The organism is Streptomyces sp. NBC_00988 (assembly GCF_045162645.1).
GTDB lineage: Bacteria > Actinomycetota > Actinomycetes > Streptomycetales > Streptomycetaceae > Streptomyces.
This window is the reverse complement of sequence record NZ_CP108730.1, coordinates 2,600,501-2,613,697: the sequence shown is the minus strand read 5'-3', so window position 1 is coordinate 2,613,697 and position 13,197 is coordinate 2,600,501. Positions and strand designations below refer to the sequence as shown.

Sequence of the window (13,197 nt, the reverse complement as noted above, 5' to 3'; positions counted from 1 at the left end):
CGCTTTGGCCCGCCCGGCTCGGTGGCCTGCTCCGCCTGTGGGGGTCATGGCCGTCGCCGTCCGTATGGTCACTACGGACCAGCCGCGCTGGCTCGACCTCTGCCGCGCCCACCTCCTCGCCGCAACGGGGTGCACACAATGACCAGCACCGGTAGCGGGCCCTGTCGGCGGGCAGGTTCTAGACGTCGTGGTTACCCTTGAGGTCGTCGGGGATCCAATCGGCGTCGGTGAGGTAGCAGGCGGCCGAGGAGGGTTCGCCAGGGCGCCCACGGGTAGCTGCGGGTGATGGCCCCGGTGTCGGGCTGCTGCTGTCGCCGCTGGTCGGCAACTACGTTCCATCACCGCCGATGAGGGGTTCGCGGTAGGCGTCGCCGTCTGGGGTCGTGGCAGGGATGGGCGCCAGCACGTAGGTAATGCGCCGTACGCGGGGCTTGAGGCCACGACGGGTGTCCTCGGGCAGCTCCCACGCGAAGTGCACCCGGGTGGGGAACTCCTGCGCGTCCTGCTCGCCGTCTTCCCACTCGGGTAGGGATATTTAGTACGACTCCCCTGGGCCACCCGACCTTGAACGTCCGCACCCGCGTACGGATGAACGGGGCCAGTTCCTGAGACGTGAGGAACGCTGGCTGACCCACAGCCGCACCGCGGTCTCGGTCAGGTCGAAGTCCTCGTCGACCTCGCCGACCGACCGGTCACCCTGCCAGCACTGCTCGACGATCTCGGCCTTGGACTCCGGCGTGAAGGAAGGGTGAGGCGCCGAGATCAGCACGATGCCCTCGCGGTCGGCGACCAGGTCGGCGTCGACCTCCACCATCGTCGCAAGGACCTCGCGCTCGCCTATCTTCGGGTTGGCCAGCGACCACATGATCGGCATTCCGGTCGGAGTGCACACCAGGTACAACCCTAGGCCCCAAAAGAACCGGGAGTGGGAGGCGCAGTAGCCGTAGCCCGCCCAGCCGGCCAGGTTGGAGCGTTGTACGGTCGGGCGCGACATCCCGCACGGCACGGGGGTCGAGTCGGTGATCCAGAGGTTGTCGAACCAGAAGTCGCTATCCATCGCCAGTTCCCGGATCATGCGCTTGACCAGCCCGAGCGTGGAGCGGAGCCGCTTGTAGTAGCCCGCGCGCTGCGGCAAGTACGGGAACATACCCGTCAGGTGCTTGTTCGCGTAGCGCAACCAGCGCGACTCAGAGTGGTAGCCGAGCAGGGCCTGGGCCACGGCCAGGCAGACGAGTTCGGAATCGCTGAGCAGCGGCGGCCTGCCCCGGATTCCTCCGATCTCGTCGTCGATCTTCACGCACAGTGCGGTCAAGAGGGTGTTCAGCTCTGTCGTCACGCACGGATCTTGGACACCCTCGCCCCTTTGGCGGGCCAAAACTTCGGATCAACTCGTCTAGACCCGGATTTCGCACGTGGGGTTTGAGGTCTCCAGCCAGCGGGGGCGGGTTTCGTCGATGCCGAGGAGTTCGAGGAGGTGGGCTTGAACGGCGCGGGTGATCAGAATGGTTGGTGGGTCGGTGGCTGTTCCGACACGGATCCGGAGGTCGGCGAGGTGGTAGAGGATCATGCGTCCGGTCGGCCGGAGGGCACGGTTGTCGGGGTAGAGGCCGCGCATGCTCTGGTCGTCGCCCAGGGCCTGGCGGACCTGGCGTTCGATGAGGCAGAACACGAGCAGGGCCAGGCAGATCACGGTGATCAGGGCGGCGATGCGCCGGTTGTGGTGCAAGAAGACCGGGGCCACGGCGAGCGGGCCCTTGAAGTCGCTGTAGCGGCGCTCGACCATCGGCTGGCCCTTGTAGCGGATGAGGACCTCGGCGGCGTCGGCCACTGCGGGATCGAGGGTGGTCAGCAGCGCGTACCAGCCGTCCGTGGCGGCTTGGGCGGCCAGGACTTCCTGGTCGTAGTGCCAGGTCAGGGCGGGTCGGCCGGTCTCGTCGGTGCTGATGGAAGTGACCAGGCAGGAGCCGATACGGCGTTTGCTGGTGATCACACCGATCCGTGCGGTGACCTTCTGGGCGGTGGCGTAGTGCCGGCCGCCGCAGGCGGACTGGAGTTTGTCCAGTTCCTCACGGGCCTTGTCCAGGCGCCGGGTGCGGGCTGCCTGCTGGGCAGCGGCGTTGGCGCTGGAGTGGACCAGGATCCGGCGCACGGTGACCTGCGGGTCCCGCTTGCGTGGACCGGCCAGCGTCTGGGTGTCTTCCAGCACGCGGTAGCGGCCACGCTGCGCGGGTGGCTTGCCCGCGTCCCGCCCGGCGGTGTAGTCGACCAGGCGGGCCCGGCCCGCGTCGAGGCCGGCGAACAGGCCATCGGGAATCTTGGCCGCGGGCGCCGGGGCGATGAACTTCACCTGGGCTTCCTGAAGGGCCAGCAGGTTGCCGTAGGAGATCAGCTTCGAGTCGCCGACCATCAGGAAGTCGCGGGGCGCGGCCAGTTCACGCAGGGCCGTCATCGCCCCGACGACCTGGGAGACCTCGCCGGCCCCGCCGTCGTAAGCACGATGGAAAACGGGGATGCCGCCGTCCGCGGAGATCGCGATCCCGGCCTGGATCTGCTTCAAATCCGCCCGGCGGTCCTTGGGATGACCGTACTTGACCTGCGGGAACCCCTCTTCCGGCCTCTCGTGGGCGCCATGCAGGGACATGCTGGTCATGTCCCAGTGCAGGCGCGAGACATCGATCCCGAACCCGGCGATCGCGCTCGCCCCGACACTGCCGACGATGGCCTCCAGCTCGGGCGCGATGGCGTCCAGGGCACGGCCGATACGGTCGTCGTTGAGCAGGTCCGCCTCGATCCCGAAGACTTCCTCAACAGCCCACTCGCGGGCCCAGTCACCGACCCGCACCAGCGGCGCGGGCGCGGAAAGCCGGTTGGCGACCAGTACCTCGATGACCTGCCCATGAGTGAGATGCGCGACCTCCCGGACCGGACACAGCCCGTCGATGATCCCGGCCACGTCCAGCCGGCGCAGAAACTCGGCAGAGGCGGGCAGAGCACCCAGACGCCTCTCCACCACAGGCGCGATCTCCACGTTCATCCGTGGACGCTGCACCCGTGGCCGCTTGGCACGCGAAATCATCGACACATCACATCAACGACCACACCACCCACCCGACACCGCACACGCCCCGTTCCAACCGAACGAGGCACGTGCGAAATCCGGGTCTAGACCAGGGCCGCGTAGCATTCCGTGAGATCGCCCTGGTCCCCAGGCTGATCGTCCGCGGCACCACGGCCGTGTTCGCCCGACTGAAGGGCCGTCTGCCGACGGCGCTGTCCTGTCTCGCATGAGTCTTCCCGGCGGGCGGGCGGCTCGTCCCGTAAACCGGATGGCACGTTCGCATGTCATCACAAAGTCTTGACACGCCCTCGAAACGCCAGCATGCTCTGCGCACCACCTAAAGCGCTTTAAAGGTTCATCCGGCTTGTGGGCTGGCAGACGTTCCGGCAGGCGGTTGCCGGACCGCCTGCAGCCGCCCTTCGAGCACGGTGACAACCCACCCGCTGGCATTCCGCCCGGACCCACCCGACACCTGTGTCCGGCCCGGGGTCGGATGCCGTGCCCGCCTCGTCGCCACGCGACCCCATCCGGGTCGGCGGCAGGCCGGCCCCGTCGTCCCGCGCGCCCGGGGACCATTCTTGGCGCGCACAAGACGAATCACTAAATGTCATCCGCTGTTCTCCAGGCCTCGCCCCACGCTCGCGCCCGGTTTCTCACGAAGGAGTACCCCGCACATGGAACGCACGCAGACCCGGCGCCGACTGCCCGGCCGCCTTCCCCGACGAGTCCTGACCGCGGTGGGCCTGCTGGCCGCGACGGCGACCACCCTGGCCGGGTGCAGCAGCGGCGCCGCGAAGAGCGACGCTTCGGACGGCACGGCGGCGAGTGGTGGTACGTCGACGGCCGCTGCCAACAGCGGCGGCAAGATCTCCATCTATGTCATCGGCGGCAAGTCCGACGACCCGTTCTGGTCGGCGGTCAAGCGCGGCGGCGAGGACGCGGCGAAGCTGGTGAAGGCAGCCGGCGGCAAGGTGACCTTCCTCGGGCCGCAGAACTACGACAACCTCGGCCCGGACGCCGCCAAGCTGACACTCACCGCGCTGTCGCAGAACCCGTCGGCGATCATCGGCCCGGACTGGGTGCCCGACAACCAGGACTCCGCGTTCAAGCAGGCCACCGGCAAGGGAGTCCCCGTCATCATCTACAACTCGGGCGGCACCGCCGCGGCCAAGAAGGTCGGCGGTCTGAAGTACATCGGCTCCGACGACTACGAAGCGGGCAAGGCCGGCGGTGTCAAGTTCGCCGAATCGGGTGCCAAGAACATCCTGTGCGTCAACACCCTGCCCGGAGGGGCCAATTCCGAGGCCCGCTGCAAGGGCATCGAGGACGGTGCCAAGAGCAAGGGTGCCGCCTCCAAGCAACTGGCTCTGCCCTCCTCCAACTTCGGCAACCCGTCTGCCGTCACCCAGGCCATCAAGGGGGCGCTGCTGAAGGACACCAGCATCGACGCCCTTGTGACGATCGGCGTCAGCGACGCGGACAGCGCCGCCTCCTCGATCAAGCAGGCGAACGCCGGTGACAAGGTCAAGCTGGGCACCTTCGACGTCTCGCAGACCCAACTCGACCGCATCAAGACCGGTTCCCAGCTGTTCGCGATCGACCAGCAGCCGTACCTGCAGGGCTTCTACGCCGTGTCGATGGCCTACCAGTACCTGGCCTACGGCCTGTTCCCGCCGCAGGACCCGATCCTGACCGGCCCGCTCCTGATCACCAAGGACAACGTCGCCCAGGCCATCGAGGGCACCAAGTCCGGCGTCCGCTGATCCACGAGAGGCGCCGGGCCCGCACCGGGGCCCGGCGCCTCGACCACGCGCAACCGCGAACGCGGGACATCCATGACCCACGAAGGTGGTACCAGACCCATGACAACTTCCCTTCCAGCGGCGCCGGACGAAACGAGGACCGTCGGCGCGCAGCCGAAGGCATCCGGGGGCGGCGCACTGCGGCAGCTGCGCCACCGTCCCGAGGTCGGCGCGCTCATCGGCACGCTCAGCGTGTTCGTCTTCTTCGCGATCTTCGGCGGGGAGAAGTTCCTCGCTCCCGCGGGCGCGGCGAGCTGGCTGAACATCGCCGCGGAACTCGGCATCATCGCCATCCCCGTCGGCCTGCTGATGATCGCCGGCGAACTCGACGTGTCCGTGGGCTCGGTGCTGGCCGCCAGCTCCATGACGCTGGCGATTGTGTCCGGCTACTGGGGTGCCCCGATGATCGTCGGCATCGTGTGCGCGCTCGGCCTCGGCCTGCTGATCGGCCTGCTCAACGGGATCATCGTCACCCGGACCAACGTCCCGTCTCTGGTGGTCACCCTCGCCACCCTGTCCGGCCTGGCCGGCCTCACGCTCGGCCTGTCCCGTGCCACCACCGGGACCACCAGCGTCGCCATCCAGCCCGACCCGCTGTCCAAGGCGCTGTTCGGCCAGCTGATCGCCGGTCAGTTCGAGGTGGCGATCTTCTGGTGGCTCGGCATCGCGGCCGTCGTCACGGTGGTCCTGCAGATGATGAAGTACGGCAACTGGATCTTCGCCATCGGCGGTGACAAGGAGAGCGCCCGCGCCACCGGCATCCCGGTCGCCAGGGTGAAGATCGCCCTGTACATGGCCAGCGGGTTCGGTGCCGCCCTGGTCGGCGTGATCCAGACCATTCTCTACAACGGCGCCCAGGTCGCCAACGGTCAGTCCTTCGTCTTCAACTCCATCATCGCCGTGGTCGTCGGCGGTGTGCTGCTCACCGGCGGCTACGGCTCGGTCGTCGGCGTCGTGCTGGGCACATTGACTTTCGCCATCGTCAACCAGGGCATCTACTACACCGGTTGGAACTCCGACTGGGCCAGCCTGATCCTCGGCGTCCTCATCCTCACGGCCGTGCTGATGAACAACACCTTCCGTCGGCTCGCCCTGTCCGCCTCCCGACCCGCGAAGAAGGCCTGATCATGACCGCACCCCTGCTGCGCCTGACCGGCATCAGCAAGTCGTTCCTCGGCACCAACGCGCTGCAGGACATCTCCCTGGAGGTGGACGCCGGAAAGGTGCTGTGCCTGCTGGGCGACAACGGCGCCGGCAAGTCGACCCTCATCAAGATCCTCTCCGGGTTCCACAAGCCGACCACCGGCACCATCGAGGTGAGCGGCGAACCGGTCGCCTTCGACAGCCCCCGCGACGCGAGCGACCGGGGCATCGCCACGGTGCACCAGTTCGGCGGCACCTTCCCGCTGATGGGTGTCGGGCGCTGCTTCTTCGTCGGCGCCGAACCCACCAAGGGATGGGGCCCGTTCAGGCTGTTCGACAAGAAGCTGGCCGGTGAGATCGCCGTACACGAGATGCAGTCCCTGGGCATCACCCGCGTCACCGACGGCAATCGTCTCGTGGGCAGCCTGTCCGGTGGTGAGCGCCAGGCCCTGGCGATCGCGCGGGCCGTCTACTTCGGCGCCAACGTCCTCATCCTCGACGAGCCCACCGCGGCCCTCGGTGTCAAGGAGGCCGCCCACGTCCTGCGGATCATCATGCAGGCCCGCGCCAAGGGTGTCGCGGTCATCCTCGTCACCCACAACGTTCGCCACGCCATGATGGTCGGTGACCACTTCGCCGTACTGATCCATGGCCAGAAGGCCGACGACTTCCGCAAGGGTGAGCGCACCAGGGAGCAGATCACCGACCTCATGGCCGGCGGCGAGGCGATGGCCGATCTCGAGGCCGAACTGGCCCAGATGCAGATGCAGATGCAGATGGAAATGGAGATGGAGGCGGACTCCGAGAGCTGATCGCCCACTGCGCGACGGCGATCGTGCGGGTGCGTGGGTGGTGCCCCCGTACGGTCGAACGTACGGCGCCCAACACGTGAGACATGTCAGGACGACGCCATGCGGGATGCACAACCGGATGTCCTCGCGAGCTGCTCCACTCCCCACGACCTTGTCATGGACCGCACGAGCCGGACACCGCTCCACCAACAACTTGCCGGGCAGCTCAAACGTGCCATCGAGCACGGCCAGTTGGCGCCCGGCACCGTGCTCGTCAGTGAGCCCCGGATAGCCCAGGAGACGGGAGTGTCGCGCATCACGGTCCGCCACGCGATCCGGTCGCCGACGGACCAGGGGCTACTGGTACGCCGCCGGGGCATCGGTACCCATGTGGCGTACGGCCGGACCCTGCACGACCTCGATCTCGCCGCCGTGCACGAAGACCTGCGCGGGACGTGCCCCGGCGAACGAGATCCTGCGCTAGGGGACCGAAACCGCCTCGCCCAAGGTGTTCGCCGCTCTTGGTCTTGCAGAGGGCAGCGAGGTCACAGTCCTGGAGCGGCTGCAGTACGCGGACGGTCTGTACATCGGTCACCTGCGCAACCATCTGCCCTACGACCTGTTGTGTCCAGAACCGCTGAATCCGTACGGCAGTCTGGGATCCGTTGGCCTGTACGGCCTGATGCGGGCGGCCGGAGTCTTCGCGTGTACCGCTCAGCACGCGATCGGGGCACGTGCCGCCACGGCTGAGGAGTGTGACTTGCTCGATGTAGCCGAGGGCAGCGCACTGCTGACCCTGACGCGTACGACGTTCAACCAGAGTGGCCGACCCGTCGAGTACAGCAACCACTCCTACCCGTCCTCGCGGCGCGGCTTCGAGTTCCAGCTGATCTTCGGGGGCGCGGCAGTTTTGCGCCTCCAGGACGTGTATCGGAAGTAGATCAAGTCGTGGTGGCGGGTTTCGACGAGGTGCCGGCGTGTCCTGGCAGAATCGACGATCTGGTGGAGGTGCGCACCGCGCAGGTGGGCCACGCGCCAGCCGCGTTCGCGCATTTCGGCGGACAAGTCGTCGTATGGAGAGTCGAATAGCACATAGAAGCAGGGATGGCCGTCTCGGCCGTCGAGGACCGGGGACCGGGCCAGGAACTGGGGCCACGCACCCGGGGCCGGTCCGCGCCGACAGAGCGGCATCGACGAAGACCGAGCCGGTCACCGGATGGTCGAGGCCCGCGCGGATCACCGGGATGAACAAGCCCGCGTTGCTATGTGCCACCAACATGAGGGGGCTCTCGGCCGACACCTGCGGGAGATCGTCGCGGACCCCGAAGAAGCCCATCGCCGCCACAGCACCGAGGTATTCACGCACGCAGCTCGCTGGTGGTCCCGTCAGTTCTCGACCGGGACGCTTACGAGAATGAAGGCGAGCGTCATGGGGCAGTCTCTGTGGTTGCGTCGGCCGTTCGTGATCACGAGGTCATGGCGTACGTCCCGCCTTCACTGATGAATCTCGCCGATCCATTGTCACGGCGGTGCAGTGCAGGGAGCGCTAGAGCACGGACGGTCCTGGATCCGCAGCTGCGTGGCCAGGTGCTCGATGACCGAGCACGGCACATCCAGCGGATCGGCCACCAGGAAGCAGTTGACCTACCTGACGGTGCACATCTGCACCGCGAACGCCAGTTGGAGAGCCATCGCCCTCCGCAACGCGATCAGGTCCCGGTCCATGTCGTCCAGGAAGCAGGACCGCTCCAGCTCCGGCTACGTCGGTTCCTCAACGAATCGTCCGTACGACGTCACCTGCTCATGGTCAGAAATTCCACCGATACCCGGCGGAGGATAGTTGTCCCTGGCCGGCGGCCAACTATCGTCTGAGAAACCCGACGCGATATCCCGGCGCTGTGCTGGACGACCGGGATTAATCCCGGTGTAAGACGCGGTTCGGGACATACCAGGAGCAGAACGGTTCACTGCTACGCCAGCCCCGCCCGTGCTCCGATGTCCGTTCGCACCGGTAGGCATGTGGGCCCTGAACTCGCCGCCGATTGACGGGTACAAGGCCCACGATGATGGATTGGTCAGAGGGCGGCCGCTGCGCTGTGGAGGTTCTTGGCGGCCAGGGCGAGGCCCTCGGTCTGGGAGTAGGCGGCGTCCTCGTGCTCGATGTTGACGGCCATGTCCGGGTCGACCTCGGCGAGGGCGCGCAGGAACTCGGTCCAGTAGGCGACGTCGTGGCCGATGCCGACGGCGACGAACTTCCACGCGGGGTTCTCGGGCCAGGAGTTGCACCAGAAGCCGTAGCCGGTGGGCACCTTGTCGGGTGCGTCGGCGGGCACGCGGGTGAAGGAGGTGTCCAGGACACCGCGGATGTCGGCGCCGGGGCAGAGCGTCGCGTCCTTCGCGGCGGCGTGGAACACCAGCGGGCCCAGCCACTTGATGGAGGCGACGATGTCCATGCCCTGCCACATCAGGTGCGAAGGGTCCATCTCCGCACCGACGTTGGTCAGAGCGCCCTCGTCGACGAGCCGCTTCAGGGTGACGGGGGAGAAGACGAGGTTGTGGGGGTGCATCTCGATGGCGACCCGGACGTCGTTCTCCCGGGCCAGCGCGTCGATCTCCTTCCAGAACTCGACCGCCACACCCCACTGGTAGTCCAGGACGTCCATGTAGACGCCGTCCCACGGATTCACCACCCAGGAGGGGTACTTGGCGTCCGGGTCGGAGCCCGGCGTGCCGGACATGGTGACCACGTGCCGCACCCCGAGCAGGCCCGCGAGGCGGATCGTGCGACGCAGGTCGTCGGCGTGTTTGGGGCCGACCCCGGGCAGCGGGTTGAGCGGATTCCCGTTGCAGTTGAGGCCGGTCAGCTCCATCCCGCGCTCGGCGAAGGTCGCCAGGTACTCCTCGCGGGCGGTCGCCGAGGAGAGCAGGAGGTCGACCGGGCAGTGCGGGGAGGGGATGAACCCGCCGGTGTTGACCTCGACGGAGGTCAGGCCGTTCTCCTTGAGGATGTCGAGGGCCTCGGCCAGCGGGCGGTCGTGCAGACAGGCGGTGTAGGCGCCGAGCTTGAGTGCCATGTGCGTGCTCCTTGAATGGGTGCGGGGGGTCAGACGGCGGGCGGGACCGTGACGGCGGCACCGTCGTTCTGGGAGGAGGCGACGACAGCCCGGATGATCTCCATGGTCCGCAGTGCGTCGGCGAAGGTGGCGCAGGCCGGCAACGGTTCGGCCACGCCCGCGACCTGGTCGAGGAACGCCCGTGCCTGGTAGGTGAAGTTGTCGGCGTTGCTGGCACCCACACCCGCCGCTTCCATCGGCACGCCACCCGCGAAGTACGGCATCTGCGGGCCGGCGATGATCTGGCGGGCGCCCCGGGTCCGGATGTCGGGCTGGGCGTCGTCGAAGAGGTACTCGGCGGGGCGGTGCTGGTCGAACGCGGCCCGGCCGCCGACGCCCAGGACGTCGAAAGCGAGTCCGTTGGGCAGGCCGAAGCCGGTGCGGGTGACGGAGAAGGTGCCGACCAGGTCGGACTCGAAACGGGCGGTGAAGGTCGCGGTGTCCTCGTTCTCGACCTCGCCCACCTCGTCGGAGACGGGGGCGGCGTTGTGCCCGACGACCGCGCCCAGCGGCAGCGCACGCTTGGGGATCTGCGTGGACAGCGAGGCACCGGAGACCGAGGCGATGGGCCCGGCGACGTACTCGGCAGCGTCGATGATGTGCGAGCCGATGTCCCCGAGTGCGCCCGAGCCGGGTCCGCCCTTGAAGCGCCAGCTCAGCGGCCCGTTCGGGTCGGTCGCGTAGTCGCACCAGTACCGGCCGCTGAACAGAGTGAGGTCACCCAGCTCGCCGTGCTGGACGTGGTTACGGATCGCGGCGATGCCAGGAGCACGCCGGAAGGTGTACCCGACTGCCGTCACGACCTCGGCGGTCCGCTCCAACTCGGCCATCGCACGGGCGTCTTCGAGTGACTCTGCCAGCGGCTTCTCGCACAGCACGTGCTTGCCAGCGGCAACCAGCGCCTCCGCAATCGGACGGTGCAGAGCGTTTCCCACGACGATGGAGACGGCGTCGATCGTCGGGTCCTCGACGACCGCCTCCCAGCTCGGCAGCGCCTTCTCGAAGCCGTAGCGGCGCGCGCCGTCCTCGGCGAGCGCGGTGTTGGCGTCGGCTATCGCGGCCAGCCGGACCGGCGGCAGACCGGCCCCGAAGACCGTGTTGACGTTGCGGTATCCGGCGGCGTGGCTGCGGCCGGCCATGCCGGCCCCGATCACCGCGACGGAGAGTGGTTTGGCGGAGGTTGTCATGGCGGTGCCTTTCAAAAAGAAGGGGTGATCAGTTGGCGAACTGCCGTAAGTGGGCCGCGACGGCTTCCATCGAGCGGCGCCGGGTCTCGGGAATGGTGCGGAGGTGGAAGACGAAGGTCGCGACGTTGGCCGCGGCGGAGATCAGGACGGTGGTCCCGCCGACCGCGTCGATCAGTGGCGGGAAGGTCAGCGTGACCACGAAGTTGGCCGGCCAGGTGCCGAACACGGTCGTGCCCGTTGCGAAGCCGCGCAGGCGGAGCGGGAAGATCTCCGAGCGCATCCGCCAGAGCAAGGCCGCGATGCAGCCCTGCATGAACACATGAACAGCAGGAAGGTCAGCATCGATGCGAGCACCAGATGGCTGCGCACGCCCGATTCCGGCAGGAGCAGGAAGCAGACGGCGATCAGCACCAGAGAGATCGTGACGCAGACCTGTCCGGTCAGCACCATCGGGTGCCGACCGTGGCGGCCGAGCAGCCACATCCCGTTCGAGACAGCCTGGGATGCCCAGCGGGATCGTCGGCGTGTTGTGCCTGACGTCCATGGCCACCTCCTACCGGTTGATGCGGGAGCTGGTCGCAACTCAGCTGGACGTGGGGAAGTTGAAGCCGGCGGTGACCTGCTGCCTCGGCTCGGGCCAGCGGGTGGTGACGACCTTGGGGCGGGTGTAGAAGCGGATGCCCTCGGGGCCGTGGACGGGGGAGTCGCCGATGAGGGAGTCCTTCCACCCGCCGAAGGAGTAGTACGACATCGGGACCGGGACCGGGACGTTGATGCCGATCATGCCGACCTTGATGTTCCGCTGGAATCGGCGGGCGGCTTCGCCGGAGGCGGTGAACAGGGCGGTGCCGTTGCCGTAGGGGTTGGCGTTGATCAGTGCGATCGCTTCGTCGAGGCTCTCGGCGCGGACGATCGCCAGGACGGGGCCGAACAGTTCCTCCCGGTAGGCGTCCATCTCGGTGGTGACGTGGTCGAGGAGGGAGGGGCCGGTGAAGAAGCCGTCCTCGTGGCCGTCGATCTTCAGGCCGCGGCCGTCGACGACGACGGTGGCTCCTTGCGCGGCGGCCGTGCCGACCGCGTTCTCGACGCGCTCCTGCGCGACCTTGGTGACCAGCGGCCCCATCTCGGTGTCGGGCCGGTCGCCCGGGCCGACCTTCACCGCGCGGGCCTTGCGCTCCAGCACCTCGACGAGGGCGTCGGCGGCGTCACCGACGGCCACGGCGACGGAGACGGCCATGCAGCGCTCACCGGCCGAGCCGTAAGCGCCGGCGGTGATGTGGTTGGCGGCGAACTCGAGGTCGGCGTCGGGCAGGACGACGGCGTGGTTCTTGGCGCCGCCGAGGGCCTGGACGCGCTTGCCGTGCGAAGTGGCCTGCTCGTGCACGTACTTGGCGATCGGCGTCGACCCGACGAAGGAGACGGCCTCGATGCCGGGGTGGGTGAGGATCGCGTCGACCGCGTCCTTGCCACCGTGGACGACGTTGAACACGCCGTCCGGGAGGCCGGCCTTCCGGTACAGGTCGGCGACGAAGTTGGCGGCGGAGGGGTCGCGTTCGCTGGGCTTGAGGATGAACGTGTTGCCGGTCGCGATCGCGATCGGGTGCATCCACAGCGGCACCATCGCCGGGAAGTTGAACGGCGTGATGCCCGCGACCACACCCAGCGGCTGCCGGAAGTTGTGGACGTCCACGCCGCGCGAGACCTGGTCGGAGAAGCTGCCCTTCAGCACGTCACCGAGACCGCAGGCGAACTCCACGACCTCGCGACCGCGGGTGATCTCACCGCGGGCGTCGTCGATGGTCTTGCCGTGCTCGGCGGAGATGATCCGGCCGAGTTCCTCCTCATGTTCTACGAGGAGCTGGCGGAAGTTGAACATGACCTGGGTGCGCTGGGCGAGGGAGGACTCGGACCAGGTCTCGAACGCGGCGGACGCGGCCTGGACGGCGGTGTCCACGTCAGCCGCGCCGCCGAGGACGACACGGGCCCGCTCCGTGCCGGTGGCCGGGTTGAAGACCGGCTGGGTGGCGGTGGCGGCACCCAGGGTGGGGGAGCCGTTGATCCAGTGCTGGATGGTGGTCACGTGGGTTTCCTTTGGGGCGAGGG

At 68.0% G+C, this 13,197-nt stretch carries 11 protein-coding genes and 2 pseudogenes; 5 read left to right on the top strand and 8 right to left on the bottom strand.

From position 1 onward, the window contains the following. Nucleotides 1-328: 328 nt before the first annotated feature. From OG496_RS11885 to OG496_RS11875, 3 genes are read right to left on the bottom strand one after another with little or no spacing between them, the layout of a single operon-like run. On the bottom strand, nucleotides 329-478 hold the full coding sequence (locus OG496_RS11885) for a hypothetical protein (protein ID WP_405970816.1): 150 nt from the start codon (nucleotides 476-478) through the stop codon (nucleotides 329-331). A 57-nt stretch (nucleotides 479-535) separates the two neighbouring features. Further along, a complete protein-coding gene (locus tag OG496_RS11880) occupies nucleotides 536-1,336 on the bottom strand; it encodes a hypothetical protein (RefSeq protein ID WP_405970815.1) in 801 nt (266 codons plus the stop codon). Nucleotides 1,337-1,393: 57 nt separating this feature from the next. Next, nucleotides 1,394-3,034 carry an IS1634 family transposase gene (locus OG496_RS11875; protein WP_405969311.1) on the bottom strand — a complete coding sequence of 547 codons (1,641 nt, stop codon included), beginning with the start codon at nucleotides 3,032-3,034 and terminating at the stop codon, nucleotides 1,394-1,396. Between the two features lie 698 nt (nucleotides 3,035-3,732). Here OG496_RS11875 and OG496_RS11870 point away from each other — a divergent pair. From OG496_RS11870 to OG496_RS11850, 5 genes and pseudogenes are all read left to right on the top strand, one after another. Next, nucleotides 3,733-4,821, top strand: a complete 1,089-nt coding sequence (locus tag OG496_RS11870; protein ID WP_405970814.1) for a sugar ABC transporter substrate-binding protein — start codon at nucleotides 3,733-3,735, stop codon at nucleotides 4,819-4,821. Between the two features lie 99 nt (nucleotides 4,822-4,920). Next, nucleotides 4,921-5,985 (top strand): ABC transporter permease, encoded by a 1,065-nt coding sequence (locus OG496_RS11865; protein WP_405970813.1) that lies wholly within the window; start codon nucleotides 4,921-4,923, stop codon nucleotides 5,983-5,985. Nucleotides 5,986-5,987: 2 nt separating this feature from the next. After that, nucleotides 5,988-6,815, top strand: a complete 828-nt coding sequence (locus tag OG496_RS11860) for an ATP-binding cassette domain-containing protein (protein WP_405970812.1) — start codon at nucleotides 5,988-5,990, stop codon at nucleotides 6,813-6,815. 99 nt (nucleotides 6,816-6,914) lie between these two features. Beyond that, nucleotides 6,915-7,127, top strand: a pseudogene (locus OG496_RS11855) (winged helix-turn-helix domain-containing protein); the annotation flags it as partial. Between the two features lie 175 nt (nucleotides 7,128-7,302). Continuing rightward, a complete protein-coding gene (locus OG496_RS11850; protein ID WP_405970811.1) occupies nucleotides 7,303-7,734 on the top strand; it encodes a GntR family transcriptional regulator in 432 nt (143 codons plus the stop codon). 620 nt (nucleotides 7,735-8,354) lie between these two features. Here OG496_RS11850 and OG496_RS11845 read toward each other — a convergent pair. The 5 genes and pseudogenes from OG496_RS11845 to OG496_RS11825 all read right to left on the bottom strand — a co-directional run. After that, a pseudogene (locus OG496_RS11845) lies at nucleotides 8,355-8,614 on the bottom strand (DUF4158 domain-containing protein); the annotation flags it as partial. A gap of 255 nt (nucleotides 8,615-8,869) precedes the next feature. Next, nucleotides 8,870-9,868: a sugar phosphate isomerase/epimerase family protein gene (locus OG496_RS11840; RefSeq protein ID WP_405970810.1), complete on the bottom strand. Its 999-nt coding sequence runs from the start codon at nucleotides 9,866-9,868 to the stop codon at nucleotides 8,870-8,872. Between the two features lie 29 nt (nucleotides 9,869-9,897). Beyond that, nucleotides 9,898-11,094 carry a Gfo/Idh/MocA family protein gene (locus tag OG496_RS11835; RefSeq protein WP_405970809.1) on the bottom strand — a complete coding sequence of 399 codons (1,197 nt, stop codon included), beginning with the start codon at nucleotides 11,092-11,094 and terminating at the stop codon, nucleotides 9,898-9,900. A gap of 28 nt (nucleotides 11,095-11,122) precedes the next feature. Further along, complete coding sequence (locus tag OG496_RS11830) at nucleotides 11,123-11,638, bottom strand: MFS transporter (protein WP_405970808.1); 516 nt, start codon at nucleotides 11,636-11,638, stop codon at nucleotides 11,123-11,125. Between the two features lie 39 nt (nucleotides 11,639-11,677). After that, the gene (locus OG496_RS11825; protein WP_405970807.1) at nucleotides 11,678-13,174 is read right to left on the bottom strand and encodes a CoA-acylating methylmalonate-semialdehyde dehydrogenase; all 1,497 of its coding nucleotides are present in this window, start codon (nucleotides 13,172-13,174) and stop codon (nucleotides 11,678-11,680) included. Nucleotides 13,175-13,197: the final 23 nt, after the last annotated feature.

Bases quoted from the DNA above. Each gene is read 5' to 3' on its own strand.
- OG496_RS11875 (WP_405969311.1), bottom strand. From the start codon at position 3,034: ATGAACGTGGAGATCGCGCCTGTGGTGGAGAGGCGTCTGGGTGCTCTG.
- OG496_RS11870 (WP_405970814.1), top strand. From the start codon at position 3,733: ATGGAACGCACGCAGACCCGGCGCCGACTGCCCGGCCGCCTTCCCCGA.
- OG496_RS11865 (WP_405970813.1), top strand. From the start codon at position 4,921: ATGACAACTTCCCTTCCAGCGGCGCCGGACGAAACGAGGACCGTCGGC.
- OG496_RS11860 (WP_405970812.1), top strand. From the start codon at position 5,988: ATGACCGCACCCCTGCTGCGCCTGACCGGCATCAGCAAGTCGTTCCTC.
- OG496_RS11840 (WP_405970810.1), bottom strand. From the start codon at position 9,868: ATGGCACTCAAGCTCGGCGCCTACACCGCCTGTCTGCACGACCGCCCG.
- OG496_RS11835 (WP_405970809.1), bottom strand. From the start codon at position 11,094: ATGACAACCTCCGCCAAACCACTCTCCGTCGCGGTGATCGGGGCCGGC.
- OG496_RS11830 (WP_405970808.1), bottom strand. From the start codon at position 11,638: ATGGACGTCAGGCACAACACGCCGACGATCCCGCTGGGCATCCCAGGC.